Raw genomic sequence first — 15,115 nt, 5'->3', positions numbered from 1 at the left:
TACCATACAACTGTAGAGATTCGCAAGAATGTTGGAGCATTTATGGACAACATTATGCAAGATCCAATGAAGATTATTGATCGGCTTTGTATTCGCATGTAAGTCTCATTAGTTCAACTTATATAGAATCTAAGACTTTATTTTTCCAGAACAAATACGATGTTAGCTGAAGTTGATCACTTCTTTGAATTTCATTCAAATTACTTGAATTTATACATTTACTTCATACCAGTTAAAAATAACATATCCCAACTGAAATAAGATAATAACTAAATAACTGATGTTTATGGTAAAACAAAATTTATGTCTTCTTGATATATTCTTATATTCATCTTTATTTATTCTACCATTATCTAATTTATCCTTGATACCCCCGTGTGACTTCAATAATATACGCAATTCAATTATCCCCATTACACTCCATAACAAAGTGATAACTAATAATAGTGCATCAGCAAGAGACAGCAGCATATCTACTCCCACATCTGATGTTCTTACAAATCTAAAACATAGATGAATTACTAATGTAACTATAAATAAACCAAATCCTATTAAACTTAATATTGGTTTAGTATTGTTTCTCATGTCTTTCTGCCCCTTAGGTCAATTTCAGATAACATCTACTGCCCAAATTATTCCTTATTAAGAGTATTCGTGATTATTACTTTATCGTATCCATTAGTTATGCCTCTTTTGTTCCAATAGCCAAGAATAAAGTTCCTCGTTGTTCAAGGTGTAACCCAAGATGTCGTGCCCAAGGTCTGGGTAAATAGTAAGTTTAACGTTGGACTGATATTGCTCTACTGCATCTATCATTTTGGTCATTTGTTCTACTGGAACGATAACGTCTAAAGCCCCATGAAAGGCCCATATAGGGGTATCTTTTAACTGCTTTGCTTTAGATATCTGTCCGCCAGAACTCAATGGCACAATTGCTGCAAATGTTTGCGGATTATTAATTGCTAAATCCCATACACCGTATCCCCCCATGCTATATCCAATTAAGTAGATACGGTTTACGTCTATGTGGTGCTTTCTTATAAGTTCAGTTACCAAAGCCATAACCGCGTCACGTTCCATATTCCAGAACGACTCACTTGGACATTGGGGAACTGCAACAACAAACGGGAGTGATAATCCCTTGCCTGTTCCGAAAATTCCATAGTTATTTAACTTAGTTACATCCTCACCCCTCATATCCATACCATGTAAAAATACGATAAGTCCCCATTCACCTACTTGCTCTTTCTCATAACCTTCGGGAAATGAAAGTAGATAATTGATCTTCACGTTCTTTGTGATCTGAGCGGTGAGACTATTTGATTTTATCCTCATTGTTATCCTCTCGACTCTAATTTCTTTAGGATCCATTTTTCCCTTATTTTAACACACAACACTCCACATTACTGCCGGTTACTTCAATGAAGAAGGGGAGCAGTTGCCGCGGCGATCTGCTCCCTGCTAATTCCACTATCGTTCTCGTTAGTTTAATGGCATGGACTGTGCTGTTCGTCGCGGCTAATACATTTGATAGGGTCTCCGATGACTCAGATAAACGGATTTTCTGTTTATAGTGATGTCGGAGGACAAGAATACGCATCGTTTACTTTGCCGCGGCAGACTGTTATGTATTAAGAACTATTATTTGTTTCCCTATTGAGATGTACTTTGGGCTTTCTCATGGACTTTGCATCGATGTATCGGCAAATATCTCAGGTATGTTTTCTTATCGCCTGACGAAAGTATATTTTTAATTGATCGGGCCAGTTGATATTCGTATGGTTCATGTACATTTCCTTGAAATTACCAACTAGTTCATACCCCATATCTATTAGTTTTTCTTTAATACTCCCGGCGTTTTCGAGAAAATCATCATATGCGCCAACATGCAAATATTGAGCGTACTGCCCACTTGGTTTCGTTATGAGATCTATAGGGTGGTCATCTCTTCCTAATTTATCAAGCATAGCGTACTTTAAGTGCTCTTCCGTTACATAATCCGGTACCCACAACATGATTGTGTAATCATTGCCCGCCCCTTGTGGATCCCCCCATTCGATTTCAATCGACCCCATAGTGAAATTTTTCATCATTTCTAAGACGGTATAATACCTAATTCTATTAAACGAGACGAAAAGCTGTCCAAAGCCAGATAAGTCTCTGATGAGTCGAATATTACGCGAACCATTTCCTTTGAATGTAATATATCGTTGATCGGGTATGTCGTGGATCAAAATTTGTTGGTTCCCCTTTGCAGAAGAGTATAACTTTTTATAAAGAATCTTTACGTCATCTTTAACCATATTTCGACCTGAAACGATCATATCGATGCTCCTTTTTCAACGTTATTAATTCCGACAGCCTCTTTCCTCACATCGTCTTCGTTCGCTATACCCATTCGTTAAATCTTTCCTTAATAATGGTTCTCGTCGCTAGCGGTGCCCGTTAGCTTAACGGTCTGGTTGCCGTATACAATTCAAAAAATCCAGGTTTGTTTGCATCGTTCACTTCGAAATGTCCATAGACCATTTCTGGGACTCGCATAGAAGTTTCAAAAAAACGATCCATGGCTTGATAGCCCTGACGTTCATCTGCAATTGGGATGTTAGAGACAAGCCCATATTCGCTTGGTGGGATGTTGATTTTAGTAAACCATTCAGGCACCATTTCATCATTCTCAATCTCTATCGCTACGATAACGGAAAACGTGTCTGGTAATTGTTTTTCACCCGATGGAAGAACTGCATAAACAATGTCCCTATTAATCCAACCAGGAAAATGCTCAGCTGCCGTTAGAAGGCTATGTTTGGCTACATTGAAAAGACTAACTCCCTTATCAGCATAAGGCCTTCCTCCAACAAATGGGATACCAACTAACTTAATTTCATTTCTTTTTACACGTACTGCCTCAAAATTACTCTTGCCATTCATTATTAGAATCACTCCCTCCGAATTTTAGCTTTCGCTTACATTCGACACCGACATTCCAGTCCCTCCATTTAATTCCACTAAACTGCCAGTTACTTCAATAGACAGAGATCGCCGACGGCCTTTACTGTCGTATCCGATACGGGACAATTCCTCTGCTCTTAGCGTTGGTTTGAAGACTGTTTTAACCAATACCTTATACCTTTACCTGCTAAGGGTTCATCCTCAAATCTAGGGATAACATGCATATGTGCATGAAATATTTCCTGACCCCCTACATGACCAATATTCCAGCCTACATTGTAGCCTTGAGGATGATATTCTTTATCCAAAAATTCCTTAGCTTCTTGTAGAAGGACAAAAGTTGCTTGCCATTCTTGGGGAGTTAAATCAAATACGGTTTCCCTATGCTTTCTTGGAACAATTAAGCCTGAACCTAATAAGACAGGTTGAGGTTTTTGAACGAACAAACAATACTCATTAGAAAGAACGATTTGTTGCTCTGAATCATTTTCAGGAAAGCAGAGTGGACAGCACATCTCGATCACTCATTTCTAGTTTCTCATTCCCTAATTTTCTCCAACTTATTTCCATTATCCTGCCGGTTTGTTGAGTAACGAATAAAAGCGGTGGATCGGTTCCATCGCTTCACTCTTGTCTCCCGCTAGCTTAATCATCTATCGATCTTGGGCGTTCATTTCTCGTTCTCCTGTGTATCATTAACCTTCCACTTCTCCCCAATCTTTCATGGCATAGTACACCCGAATGAAATCCTTTCCTTTGTCTGTCATGGAGTACTCGACAGTTACGGGTACTGTTGCAAACACTTGACGATGGATGATATGGGCCTGCTCCAAGAAACTCAGAACATGTCAAAACGAAAGCGCCGGTAAACGCAAGTCCTCCAAAACCCGCAAAGGCAACCAGTATCTCCGTTCCGCCCTTACCGAAGCAGCCCAATCCATACGGGAATCTGAGAATTACTTCGGAGCCCAGTACAGGCGAATCGCCGCACGCAAAGGAAAGCGCCGAGCAGCCGTTGCCGTTGCACACTCATCGCTTACTATCTACTGACCCGTCAGGAAGACTGCAAGGATTTGGGTTCAGATTACTTTGAGAAACGGCACCAAGACGCCATCGTCAGACAGACCGTCCGAAAGCTCGAAAACCTCGGCTTTACTGTAACATTGGCCGCATCTGATGCTTCCTGATCCCTTCCCTGAACAAAGAAGACGCAGCTTTTAAAAACTGTACAAGCTGCGCCTAGTTTCGTATTGCCTTTTTTAGGGATACGCGATACGAGTTTTTTTCAGGGTAGTTCAAAATCGATAGGGACTGATTAGGGATATATTTTTTCACCTTTTTCAAGCATCTCTACAAACTGTTTAATTCGTTTCGCCCGGGTTTCTTGCTTCTTGGCATTATGGATTCTGAACAGGATTGCATATTTATTTTGGTTATTCAACGTATCATAAAATGCCTCCGCTTTGACATTACGCTCAAGTTCAATTGCGAAATCCTCAGGCATAGAAGCGATACTTTGCGATTCGTAGGCCTTATCCCATTGTCCATTCTTTTTGGCAACTTCAATCGCTTTGAACCCAGAGGGCTTCATTCTTCCATTTGTAATGAGAAGCTCTGCTTTGTCTTTATTTACTTTCGACCAGATGCTCTTTGCCCCACGCGGAGTAAATCGTTGAACCCACATTTTTTCATCAAACTTTTCCTTCTGGCTGTCAATCCATCCGTAACACAATGCACTTTCAAGTGCTTCATCGTAGGATACGGTAACCACACCGGAATTTTTTTTCGCGATTTGCAACCGGATTCCCGGTGAAGTGTCATGATTGTTCTCAAGCCAATTCTCGAGAGATTGCGGTTCGCCAAAAAACATAACCGGTAATTCATTGGACTTATTGATCACTTGAATCACCTCCTACTTGTAGTGTACTTCAATATAGTTGACAGATACAGTCAGTGATAGTCTAGCCTTGCTTGAGCTACTGCTAATATCTCAATTCCAGAAACAAGCCACCGCGGTGCGAATAAATCTGTTGAACTATTCTGCCAGTTAGCTTCATCCCATTTCCAATTTAAGGTCCCCCCCCCCCTCCCTCAACCGTTTTTTGTTCAGTCGCGTCAAAGGATGGTATGTTCTTGTCCCAATTCGGGTTCTTGTCCAGCGAAAAGGTCAAGAACTTACACATAAAAAATATAAAGCCGAAACTTTCATTGAATGTATGTTCTTGTCCTCCAAGAATGTCAGCCATGGCCTGACAGCCACTACATAGGAATCAAAATCAATCTGTGGAGTATGTTGTCATGTTCTTGTCACCTGTGGGGCATGTTGTCGAGTTCTTGTCATTGACCCCAGACAAGAACATGACAACATAAATGAAAAGAGCCGCGATATACGCGACTCTTAATGTTATATTTTTCTTGTCAGCCGACATCTTTTTTTACATTAAGTCCAAAACCAACTCTAGTTATTAAATTCTATTAAAAATGGTTCTTGTTGGTTTATACAATATTCAATTTGTTCTTTAAAGCCCTTCCAAGTTATTTTGTTCAATGCCTCTTCTACCGAAAAATAACCAATCTCATGACTTTCAGTAGACGTTTTAAATTCTCCACCAATAGGTCTCCCCAAAAACAAGGTACTACAAACTGATTCCCTAACATTCTGAAAGATCCCACAAAAATTTATTATCTCAATATCTATTCCGGTCTCTTCTTTGGTTTCTCTTACAGCTGCTGAAGAGATTGACTCACCCTTTTCAACACGTCCCCCAGGAATTTCCCATCCTCTCTTTGGTCCATTAATCAATAAAATTTCATTCTTATTGTTTAAAACAACGGCGGCAGCGACTACTATTTGCTTCGGAGAATTATCCATGTATAGAATGATTCCTTTCTTTATTGGTTTGCTCAGATTTCATATAGCGTTTAATCTGTGAACGTAACATAAAAAACAACTTTTGTATGGTTTTACGAACTTCCCCTTAGTTAGATGTGACGAAGGAATGATAGGGCTTAGACCCGTTGAGACATGGGAGCGAGAATCGCTAGGGGTCATGTGGAGAATACGTGCAGCATTTGGAACGATTTGGGTGAAGCTACTCCCACCTCTGTTCCCGCATGCCTTCTAACGAATAAACCCTACCAATTAAACGCTCTTTCCTTCATCATCCGTTACTATGGAGGATGAAATCCTGCGAATACACGAGCTTGCGCGAGGAAATTAAATCATATCGAGGGAGCTTAATCAACAAACCATAATTTAATCATTTCTATCCGGATCGTATTCATCCTCGGGCCCAGAGGGCGAAGCCGGCTCCGACGACGGCGCCGAGCTCTGGCGGGATCGTCGGCGAAGTCGCGATGGCCTCGAGGTCGAAGGGCCGCGACGGATCGCTTGTCAACATCCAGAGCAGGAGGACTCCCGAGACTGCGGCGAGTCCTTCTGCGACCGCGAGCGTCGCGAACAGGCCGGCGACCCTGGTCTGTCCGAACTGCTCGACCGCTCGCGAGTACACTCCGCCAGTCGCACCGATCGCGACGAACAGCAGCACCACGGCGACGCCCACCGTGACCGGATGACCGAGAAGCAGGCTGATCGCTGGTGTCGGCGCCAGGCCGAGCAGGGCGCCGAACGGCACTGAGCCTGTCAGTGCCCACAGTGCAGCGGCTGCGAGCAGCCACGGCAGCAGCGGAGCCGCGCGTCCAACGCGACGTCCCGGCCGGAGCACCGTCATCTGTCCGCCCGTGTCCGTAGTGGAGAACAGCGGCAACGTCTCGATGTGCTCCTGCTGATCCTCCGCAGCATCCCTTTTAGCCATACACACCTTCACATCCATAATTTTTTGCTATATTATACCACATATTGAGTGTCCGGCCCGGCGTCTGTTTCAACTCAACCGCTCCATTTGGGATCCGCTGCATAGCCTGACATTTACTCTATTGGTCGGCAGTCGCCAAAGTGACCACATGTGATAGTCTTATGACGTCCGCTCGCTGGCCATTAGAAGAATACCAAACCAAAATCAATAGCTCCCGCGCCTTCGCTTGGGCGCTGCTGGCCAAAGAAAATCAAGTATTAGACTGGGGTTGGTTTTTTTGACGCCGTTTCAGAGTTTGAAAAACATCAGGTATTGAAAAATAAGTTTTAGACTGACCCCAGCATTTTCATCGTCGGCAGCTCTGAACGAGAAAATCAAGTATTAGACTGCGGCTGTGTTGTTGAACTAACGTACCTTAGTTGAACGGAAAAAAGTATCTTTATATACTAAAAGTGAGACCCTTAAATCTTAAGTAATCTTCAGCTTGTTTAATCCTTGTTCCATTTATACTCAACAAAAAGCTCATAACGTCTCTTTAACCATTCAAATGACCTATCCGCGATGTTTGTAATTTTACATGTATGGGTGATCCGGTAGGACGTCCAAATTTTTTTTGAAAATATCCCAACCTTTATTTCGCCTGACACACTATTTGATTGTCAAGAATTACAGACGCAACTGCGGAGGCGAAAGATGGATTCGATCGGGAAGAACGGAAAAGAAGCGGCGGAAGCGATTCGGAGCTTTGTCAAACCGATTTTCGGTTTTGCGTTGAACCGGGTCAAGCAGCGGGCGGAGGCGGAGGATCTGGCTCAGGAGATTATGCTGCAGTTGTTGAAATCCTTCTCCGGGGTGCGGGACATTCGATGCCTGGAGGCTTACGTCTGGACGGTTGCCCGATACACTTGGGTGAATTGGTTGAAAAAGCGTGCGCACGCTCCCCAAGCGATCGAAATCAACGGCATGTCCGAACTGTCGGCCGACCGTTCCCGGGAGCCGCTTGACCGGCTGCTGGTAACCGAAGCTTACCGCGAGCTGCGCCGTGAAGTCGCGTTTCTGTCCGACATCCATCGCCGGATCGTGGTCATGTATTACTACGACGAGCTTAAAATCGGCGATATCGCGATTGCTCTGAACATTCCTGTCAACACGGTGAAGTGGCATCTGAGCGAGGCCAAAAAGGAGTTAAGGAAAGGGATGAAACGTATGCGCGCAACAGGAACTTTGAGTGTCAATCCGGTCAGCATGGGGGAAATGGGCCATTCCGGTTCGGCCGGCAGACTGGGCGAAACCAACGATTTTCTTGGACGCGCCTTGGCGCAAAATATCGTTTACGCGGCTTATCACAAGGCGCATACCGTCCATCAAATCGCGGAGGAGCTCGGAATGCCGCCGTCTTTGCTGGAAGGCGAAGTCCGGCACCTGGCCGATTACAATTTTCTCATCCAAACCTCTCCCGGCAAATATCAAAGCAATACCATAGTCTGGGACATCGTCGAGTTGGCTGGAGCCAGTCATCGATTCTATCAAGAGTGCGCCGCCGAAGTGGCCGATGTTCATTTCGACGCGTTGATGAAGTTCGCCGGCAAGTCGAGGATAGCGGAGTGTACGTTCCGGACGGCGACTATAACTTCCTGCTCTGGACCTTGCTGCCCAAGAACGTCGAGGAGCAATCCTGGCGGAGCATGCCGGCGGGCGACAACTTCGATGCGGTCGCGCCGATGCGAAAGGACGGAGGGCAGTATATCGCCTATGCGGCGTTGAACCGGAGCCGCAATGCCGATCCGGGTTTTGATCTGAGTAGTTACGTCACCTTCGGTCCGAGTCTCCGCTACGTCGAAGACAGTCCCTTATACTTGTGGCAATTCAATACGTACTGGAGCGACCGCCAGGTGGATTGGCGTTTCCTGGAATACCGGAATGTCGAGGTTTGCCATGCGTTCCAACAAGGGGAACTGCCTGACAACGAAGGGAACAGCGAGCAATATTCGTTCCTGCTGGAGAAGGGGTACATCCGCAAGACGGAGGAGGGGTACAAGTTCAAATGCGGTTTGGATCGACTCTCCGCAAACGCTGGATCGGTTGAACAAGGCAATGCCGGATTTGTCCGCCCTGTATGCGCCTGCTGTCGGCAAGCTCTACGATAAAATGCTCAAGCTGTTCCTGCAAAATCAGCCGAAGCATTTGGAGCCGCAGATTGCTTACATGGTGAGAGGCAATACCGGCGGAGGCCGGCTGGTCGCTTATATTTTGAAGCATTTGATCGATAGCGGGAAGTTGAAACCGCCGTTGCCGCACCAGAAGAAGACGATTACAACCTGGATGGGGCCGGTCAAGTAAGTCCGGTTCGGAAAGTGGATACGAAGAATGGCCGTTCCAGGGTCATGCTGGCCATTTTCACGCAATACTCTGTCCAACGAAGTGATTAAAACATCGCTATTGCACCATGGCCCCCTCCTGAACTTATGAAAATGATCAAAAACCACCCATGACGCATGTGCGTCATGGGTGGTTTTTGATCACAATCGCATCTGCCAGATTTCTCCTTCCCTCACACGAAGGACCACCAGGCAAATTTACCCGACGATTTTTTATCCTTTCTTGACCGCAGCCCAACCGTGAGAGGTCAGATGCTCCACATACTCAGCAGGTGTATAATTAAATTCCTTATTTCCAGATCTATTCAGCAAAACTGCCAGTTAGTTCAATAAAGACGATCGTTTTCGTATTCATTAACACGCCTATAAAATGTTCTATGCTTCATATTTAGTTTTTCATCGCAGCTGTGGCAGTTACACAACGCGACAAGAACATGACAACATAAATGAAAAGAGCCGCGATATACGCGACTCTTAATGTTATATTTTTCTTGTTAGCCGACAGATGACAAGAACTTGATGTCATAAATGACAAGAACTTTATCCCATTCCCGACAAAAAAACATCGTCAGAAATTTTTGACGATGTTATTAATAATTTTGTTTATTTATCCAAGACTCTCTGCCATATTCAATCAGATATATTGTTCCACAATTACTTTGCACCTATAGCCCGTAGGGTCATAATTTTTGTTTTGCTGTCAAATTCCACAACAATTCTTTCATTCTCACTAAAACCAAATAAGGCTATACCTCTAGGATTAAGTCTCAATATTCTTCCAGGCGGATCATCTTCAAACGAATCCAATGTGAGGATTAATTTCTTGGAAATTCCACCCCTCTTCACTGTTATGGATTTACCAATAGGCAAGTTGATACCTCGCGAGGTGAACGTGGCCGCTAGGTCAAAATTAACAGAAACCTCACGAGTTTCAGTACCGATTGATACAAGTAAAGCTGTTGTTTTCGCTCTTGCCACTACACTTCTCTCCCCAACTCATATTCAACTAAATCCCTTTCACTATATGCGGGATTCGTCGGGAATGGGATAATGTTCTTGTCAATTTCGGGAATGGGATAATGTTCTTGTCATTGAAATTTGACAAGAACTTTATCCCATAAAACAAGAAAGCCGCGATTCATGCTGCAGTTAATGAGATAATGTTCTTGTCACCCGACAGTTTACTTCATATGCAAACCATCCCTAATAACTTCAATTCCATACTTGTCATATTTATTACCTATTACGTCACTATCACATTCATTATATAGAAGCTCTTCTCTCTGCCCTTTCTGCTTGCCGGCTTCGCACGCAGAACGATGAAGAAAAAGAATGAAGAGCTCGAGCTTGCGCTGCGCGGTAACATGAGCTCCCATCAGCGCATAAATGAGATTTGAGGCTGGAACATGATCTTCACGCATTGCCGCATTAAACATTTGAACAATTAAAAAAGACTGCCGAAACAATCTCGACAGCCTGCATGTTTTCGTACTTTTGAACTTTTTCAGTGGCCCCTAAGTCCCGCTTTTATTGTTTCTATTTGGCCAACGAAGAAGGCCATTTCCATGCATACCAGATAATTAGACAAAGAAGAGCGACTTCTACAACAGCGCCAAACACCATGTGCACCCAAGCCTCTCCTGTCAAATTAAACAATGTATAGGGAATATACACCACGGCAATAATGATATTTGCCCAGCGACTTACTTTTGCCGGCAGGGCAACAGAAAGGAAAATCATAAGAGCTGGAATTGTTACCGAAATCAGTGCTATCAATAGAAAGACATATGAAATGTCAAATATAAATATTTTTCCTGCCAGAATACCTTCTATTTTGCCCGGCATATATAGGGCGAAATAATCAACATAAATATAGAGAAACATAAAACTCGCCCACAGCGTAGCAATCTTCAGTTTCGAACTGACTTTGATGTCTTCCAGTGCATTTTGTGCTTTATTTTGTGTATTCATATTAATCTCCATTCATAAATTAAAAGTTGTAATCCCTATATGCCCTATTGGGATCTCATGAAATTGGATTTCTTTTTCTATAACCGGCACTAAGCGTTTTTCATCCATCAGAACTGCGATAAAGGCTAGATCTTCAACACAGCGCTTTGATAATAAGCCTTTAAAGCTCTGACCAGCCTTTTTGGACAACATGCCACCAAAGGCTGTAATTTGAAGAATTTGCTTGATAGATTTCCCACCAATCATGACAAATCGACCTCGAGGCGCTAAAAGCTTACGATACGTTGACAGACTATTATAGCCATTTATGGCTATAATCAGATCAAATTGAGCTTTTAGGGTGTCAAGAGGCGCCACCGAATAGTTTATAACGGCATCAGCTCCCAAATTTTTTGCTTGTTGACATGCTTTGTACCTGTCACCGCCGTCACATAACCGCCGAAATATTTAGCTAGCTGCAGTGCATAACTCCCTACACCACCAGAAGCACCGACAATAAGAACCCGCTCCCCTTTTTGCAACTTTCCGAGATCCCTTACTCCTTGAAGGGCTGTCACGGAAGTTAGAGGTAGCGACGCTGCTTCTAAGTGACTTAAGCGCTTTGGTTTATGGACCAGTAGTGTTTCTTTGACGCTGACATAATCTGCAAAGGCGCCAAACCCTGCATCCGCTAAAACTCCATACACTTCATCGCCAACTTTAAACCGCGTCACACCCTTGCCCATCTCAGAAACAATCCCAGAGACATCTGTGCCCTTTTTGATGAGCTTATGGCGAAAGATCCCTGAACTTAAGCGCATCATCATCGGTTTACCCCTTAGAAGACGCCAATCCGGAGCATTAAGGGATGTTGCCTTCACATGCACAAGCACCTCATCGTCTTTAGGCGTAGGCTTTTTCACTCCAACTAGTTTTAACACACTAGCAGGTCCATATATTTCTTGTATAATTGCTTTCATTGACTCCCCTTCCACTGAACATAGATTAAACATAACGAATTGTGTAAGGCCTCACTACCTACTAAAGTTGGTTTCTTAAAAAAAATAAATAAGTAAACATCTTCCAAAACGAAAAAACCACCCCTGTCTGGCATGGTAGCTAATGGTTACACTTAGCATGCAAAATCCAAACAGATAGGAGCGCCATCTAAAGTAAATAATATAAAGACTGCTGCTTCTTCATTTGCTTCACTTGAACATTGTATTCGTGGAGTTGCCGGAATACAGGGTTATTTCCAATGAGCTGCAGCGTAGCCAGGTACAGATATTTACGCAGGATGGCGTCCATGGGCATACTGTCTGAGATCACCGGTACTCGACAGAATCGCTGCAATGCAGATAGATCCCATACCGATCGAACGTAATTGGTTGGCCATCGGAATACCGCTTAGCAATATTTCAATATCCTTTTCAATGGCATCTAGCACTTTTACAATGCGTTCAAACTCATCTAATAACCGGTTTAAATCTTGCTTCGCTTCAAGAAGTGCCGTTGTGTCACCTATACTTTGCTTAGCTGCGGCAATAAGCTGAGCAGCCTTCTGTATGCCGGTAGAGCCACCAGCTCGCTTCATATGCTTCCGCCATCCTGTAATTACTTCCGATATGGACAGCGGCTCTAGATCTTGCGGAGAAGGAAATTCCTTACCTTAAGAGCGGCCAACGAACGCTTGCTTGTCCAGTCTTTAAATACAGAGAAATACTCCGGGAAGCGTATGTCTAACCAGCGAATAATCCGGTTTTGCAGCCGGACACTATTCGTTACCCAAAATTCCCGATCGCTCATCATCGTATTCAACCTTTGAAAGACAATAGCATGCCGTTAGAAGTCGTAGTAATAACCCCGGCTAACCACATCGGCAATGACAAGCGCATCCTTCGGATCACTCTTGGACGGGGAATTGTCGCGGTTTTCCTTGTTTCGTTTGGTGATAGCCGGATTCACCATGACAACATCTTTGTCCTTGTCAGCGAGCCAGTTGGCCAGGTTATATCCATAGTGGCCCGTCGGTTCCATGCCAATAATGACGTTCTTTAATTGGTGTTTTTGCCCGATTTCATCGATCCATCGTTCTAATTTCGTAAAAGATTCAATTGTGTTTGAGAAGGATAGATGCTTCTTGGTAAGGATGATACCGCGAAAATTTGTTGCTTGTGCGACGTGGGTTTCTTTCGCTATATCGATTCCCACAATTATGTGAGTCGTCGTAATTCGTTCAATCCGTTGATTTTGACCGTCTGATTGCTTAAACTTCATAGTAAGAGCGCCTCCTTGATGGTGTTGGGATAAACCCTGGACAAACCCATCTTACCGAGGCGCGCCTTTTCTTTCAAAGTCCATTTCTTAGGACTAACAGGAATGTTTTAGCTTCACCCCATTTCCAATTTAAGGCCCCCCTCCCTCAACCGTTTTTTGTTCAGTCGCGGCTAAGGATGGTATGTTCTTGTCCCAATTCGGGTAACGATGTAAGTTCTTGTCCAGCGAAAAGGACAAGAACTTACACATAAAAAATATATAACCGAAACTTTCATTGAATATATGTTCTTGTCCTCTAAGAATGTCAGCCATGGCCTGACAGCCACTACATAAGAATCAAAATCAATCTGTGGAGTATGTTGTCATGTTCTTGTCATTGACCCAAGACAAGAACATGACAACATAAATGAAAAGAGCCGCGATGTACGCGACTCTTAATGTTATATTTTTCTTGTCAGCCGACACGGATGTCAAGAACTTGGTTGCATAAATGTCAAGAACTTGATAACATTCCCGACATCCCAACCTTATTGCCCAAACAAAAAATCCGCCTTATCGCGGATTTTTTGTTTGTTAGAATAATACATCATTGAAACATTTAATGGGCTATACGTTTATTTCGAGACTTCGTACAGATCCTTTGACAGTAGCATGGTCTGGAGTAGGTTTTATAATGTTTGCAATAATTCTATGGCACTTTTAAGTGCGTTGGTGTCCCTAAATCGTCCTTTTTCTGTTATAGTCAGATTTATTAATTCGAATGCCTCTGCCGTGTTTACCCATCGAACTTCCTGTGTTTCATGATCAAATTTATGTACTTCTCCTGTCGGTCTTAATAAATAATACTTTGTGAAGCAAGTATCTGATTCATAAGCTCCTGGGATTGGTGCAATAACTTCACAAACATATCCTGTTTCTTCTCTCACTTCTCTCAATGCTGTGTATTCCGGAGATTGATCTTGCTGGTCCCTCCCCCCCTTTAGCAAAAGTCCAAACATAACCTCCCCAAAATCCACTAGGACTTCTCATCAATACCTCGCATCATTATTAAAAACAATTCCGCCATATGCGAATTCATCCATGTTCAACCCACCTCAACTCTCGTATCCGTTACCTCAATCATTATTTAATGGCTTGGTACCACGTTTCTTCAATATCTTTGAAGTTGTTAAATCCTATTTTACTATAAAATGTTTTGGCTTCAGGGGCGGATATCAGGAACATCAATGCATCTTTTTCTAAAAAATGCTTTAGGTGTTCAATTAATCCCTTGCCAATCCCTGTTCCCTGGTACTCGGGGTCAACCGCAATATCATTAATATAACAATCAAAGCAAAAGTCCGTAAATGCTCGCAGAAAGCCCAATAACTTCTCATTAGGGCTATGATTGCGCTTGTTGATGGTGTTTCATCCGTTTTATAAATTATCATTCACAAATCCTCTTATGTCGTATGATAGGTTAAGCACGTTCCCATAATTATACACACTACATACCCTTTTGTTTGCGCATTACTGCCCGTTCGTATTATGAGGTCAGCCAGTTTTTACTGGTTGACCTCTTTTGTTTTAAGGGGTTTAGTTACGGGTAGCCGGGGTAGAACGTCTCTGCCCGTGGGGCTTGACCCCGTGTGCTAAACTGTTCACCCCCTACTTGTAGAAACATGTTTGAGGCTGGTTGAGACAACGATCTCGAATAACAAGCGAAGCTATGACACTGCAAGATGGATTAGGGGCTTCCGGCAA

General features: G+C 43.3%; 22 protein-coding genes. 4 read left to right on the top strand and 18 right to left on the bottom strand.

Annotated features, from left to right (window positions below):
• Window positions 1-210: 210 nt before the first annotated feature.
• The 6 genes from FE783_RS36585 to FE783_RS36560 form a co-directional block, all read right to left on the bottom strand.
• Window positions 211-585 carry a hypothetical protein gene (locus FE783_RS36585; protein WP_138884337.1) on the bottom strand — a complete coding sequence of 125 codons (375 nt, stop codon included), beginning with the start codon at window positions 583-585 and terminating at the stop codon, window positions 211-213.
• 93 nt (window positions 586-678) lie between these two features.
• Complete coding sequence (locus tag FE783_RS36580; protein WP_138884336.1) at window positions 679-1,371, bottom strand: carboxylesterase family protein; 693 nt, start codon at window positions 1,369-1,371, stop codon at window positions 679-681.
• Between the two features lie 341 nt (window positions 1,372-1,712).
• Complete coding sequence (locus tag FE783_RS36575; RefSeq protein WP_138884335.1) at window positions 1,713-2,324, bottom strand: hypothetical protein; 612 nt, start codon at window positions 2,322-2,324, stop codon at window positions 1,713-1,715.
• Window positions 2,325-2,445: 121 nt separating this feature from the next.
• Window positions 2,446-2,931 carry a hypothetical protein gene (locus FE783_RS36570; protein ID WP_138884334.1) on the bottom strand — a complete coding sequence of 162 codons (486 nt, stop codon included), beginning with the start codon at window positions 2,929-2,931 and terminating at the stop codon, window positions 2,446-2,448.
• Window positions 2,932-3,089: 158 nt separating this feature from the next.
• Window positions 3,090-3,467: an HIT family protein gene (locus FE783_RS36565; RefSeq protein ID WP_138884339.1), complete on the bottom strand. Its 378-nt coding sequence runs from the start codon at window positions 3,465-3,467 to the stop codon at window positions 3,090-3,092.
• 180 nt (window positions 3,468-3,647) lie between these two features.
• Window positions 3,648-3,785 carry a winged helix-turn-helix transcriptional regulator gene (locus FE783_RS36560; protein WP_274381477.1) on the bottom strand — a complete coding sequence of 46 codons (138 nt, stop codon included), beginning with the start codon at window positions 3,783-3,785 and terminating at the stop codon, window positions 3,648-3,650.
• Between FE783_RS36560 and FE783_RS38605 the strand changes: the two genes are divergently transcribed.
• The gene (locus tag FE783_RS38605; RefSeq protein WP_238403421.1) at window positions 3,766-4,002 is read left to right on the top strand and encodes a transposase; all 237 of its coding nucleotides are present in this window, start codon (window positions 3,766-3,768) and stop codon (window positions 4,000-4,002) included. The two genes, FE783_RS36560 and FE783_RS38605, sit on opposite strands and share 20 nt — an antisense overlap.
• A gap of 265 nt (window positions 4,003-4,267) precedes the next feature.
• Here FE783_RS38605 and FE783_RS36550 read toward each other — a convergent pair whose 3' ends face one another.
• The 3 genes from FE783_RS36550 to FE783_RS36540 all read right to left on the bottom strand — a co-directional run bounded on the left by FE783_RS36550 (window position 4,268) and on the right by FE783_RS36540 (window position 6,767).
• A complete protein-coding gene (locus tag FE783_RS36550) occupies window positions 4,268-4,852 on the bottom strand; it encodes a YdeI/OmpD-associated family protein (protein WP_138884333.1) in 585 nt (194 codons plus the stop codon).
• Window positions 4,853-5,410: 558 nt separating this feature from the next.
• Complete coding sequence (locus FE783_RS36545) at window positions 5,411-5,824, bottom strand: NUDIX hydrolase (protein ID WP_138884332.1); 414 nt, start codon at window positions 5,822-5,824, stop codon at window positions 5,411-5,413.
• 409 nt (window positions 5,825-6,233) lie between these two features.
• Complete coding sequence (locus FE783_RS36540) at window positions 6,234-6,767, bottom strand: hypothetical protein (RefSeq protein WP_238403419.1); 534 nt, start codon at window positions 6,765-6,767, stop codon at window positions 6,234-6,236.
• Between the two features lie 693 nt (window positions 6,768-7,460).
• On the opposite strand from FE783_RS36540, the gene FE783_RS36535 reads away from it, so the two are divergent.
• The 3 genes from FE783_RS36535 to FE783_RS36525 are packed head-to-tail and all read left to right on the top strand — an operon-like array spanning window position 7,461 to window position 9,107.
• Window positions 7,461-8,531 carry an RNA polymerase sigma factor gene (locus FE783_RS36535; protein WP_138884331.1) on the top strand — a complete coding sequence of 357 codons (1,071 nt, stop codon included), beginning with the start codon at window positions 7,461-7,463 and terminating at the stop codon, window positions 8,529-8,531.
• Complete coding sequence (locus tag FE783_RS36530) at window positions 8,489-8,914, top strand: hypothetical protein (RefSeq protein WP_158302247.1); 426 nt, start codon at window positions 8,489-8,491, stop codon at window positions 8,912-8,914. Before FE783_RS36535 ends, FE783_RS36530 begins: the two co-directional genes overlap by 43 nt.
• A complete protein-coding gene (locus tag FE783_RS36525; protein ID WP_138884329.1) occupies window positions 8,862-9,107 on the top strand; it encodes a hypothetical protein in 246 nt (81 codons plus the stop codon). The genes FE783_RS36530 and FE783_RS36525 overlap by 53 nt, the downstream gene beginning before the upstream one ends.
• A 692-nt stretch (window positions 9,108-9,799) precedes the next feature.
• Here the strand turns inward: FE783_RS36525 and FE783_RS36520 are convergent.
• The 9 genes from FE783_RS36520 to FE783_RS36485 all read right to left on the bottom strand — a co-directional run bounded on the left by FE783_RS36520 (window position 9,800) and on the right by FE783_RS36485 (window position 14,737).
• On the bottom strand, window positions 9,800-10,123 hold the full coding sequence (locus tag FE783_RS36520; RefSeq protein WP_138884328.1) for a hypothetical protein: 324 nt from the start codon (window positions 10,121-10,123) through the stop codon (window positions 9,800-9,802).
• Window positions 10,124-10,326: 203 nt separating this feature from the next.
• Window positions 10,327-10,611 carry a hypothetical protein gene (locus tag FE783_RS36515; protein ID WP_138884327.1) on the bottom strand — a complete coding sequence of 95 codons (285 nt, stop codon included), beginning with the start codon at window positions 10,609-10,611 and terminating at the stop codon, window positions 10,327-10,329.
• 70 nt (window positions 10,612-10,681) lie between these two features.
• Complete coding sequence (locus FE783_RS36510; RefSeq protein ID WP_138884326.1) at window positions 10,682-11,116, bottom strand: DUF6326 family protein; 435 nt, start codon at window positions 11,114-11,116, stop codon at window positions 10,682-10,684.
• A 12-nt stretch (window positions 11,117-11,128) separates the two neighbouring features.
• Window positions 11,129-11,473, bottom strand: coding sequence for a zinc-binding dehydrogenase (locus FE783_RS36505; protein WP_238403423.1), 345 nt, complete (start codon window positions 11,471-11,473; stop codon window positions 11,129-11,131).
• An 8-nt stretch (window positions 11,474-11,481) separates the two neighbouring features.
• Window positions 11,482-12,075 carry an NADP-dependent oxidoreductase gene (locus tag FE783_RS36500; protein WP_158302245.1) on the bottom strand — a complete coding sequence of 198 codons (594 nt, stop codon included), beginning with the start codon at window positions 12,073-12,075 and terminating at the stop codon, window positions 11,482-11,484.
• A gap of 308 nt (window positions 12,076-12,383) precedes the next feature.
• Window positions 12,384-12,689 carry a hypothetical protein gene (locus FE783_RS38600; RefSeq protein WP_238403417.1) on the bottom strand — a complete coding sequence of 102 codons (306 nt, stop codon included), beginning with the start codon at window positions 12,687-12,689 and terminating at the stop codon, window positions 12,384-12,386.
• Between the two features lie 248 nt (window positions 12,690-12,937).
• A complete protein-coding gene (locus tag FE783_RS38595) occupies window positions 12,938-13,372 on the bottom strand; it encodes an IS110 family transposase (protein ID WP_238403416.1) in 435 nt (144 codons plus the stop codon).
• Between the two features lie 668 nt (window positions 13,373-14,040).
• Entirely contained in the window at window positions 14,041-14,370 is a 330-nt protein-coding gene (locus FE783_RS36490) for an NUDIX domain-containing protein (protein ID WP_138884323.1), read from the bottom strand.
• A gap of 124 nt (window positions 14,371-14,494) precedes the next feature.
• Window positions 14,495-14,737 (bottom strand): GNAT family N-acetyltransferase, encoded by a 243-nt coding sequence (locus tag FE783_RS36485; RefSeq protein ID WP_158302244.1) that lies wholly within the window; start codon window positions 14,735-14,737, stop codon window positions 14,495-14,497.
• Window positions 14,738-15,115 lie beyond the last annotated feature (378 nt).

The sequence above is a fragment of the Paenibacillus mesophilus genome (genome assembly GCF_005938385.1).
GTDB classification, from domain to species: domain Bacteria; phylum Bacillota; class Bacilli; order Paenibacillales; family NBRC-103111; genus Paenibacillus_AB; species Paenibacillus_AB mesophilus.
The sequence above is the reverse complement of the archived record's forward strand: the minus strand, read 5'-3'. Positions and strand labels throughout refer to the sequence as shown.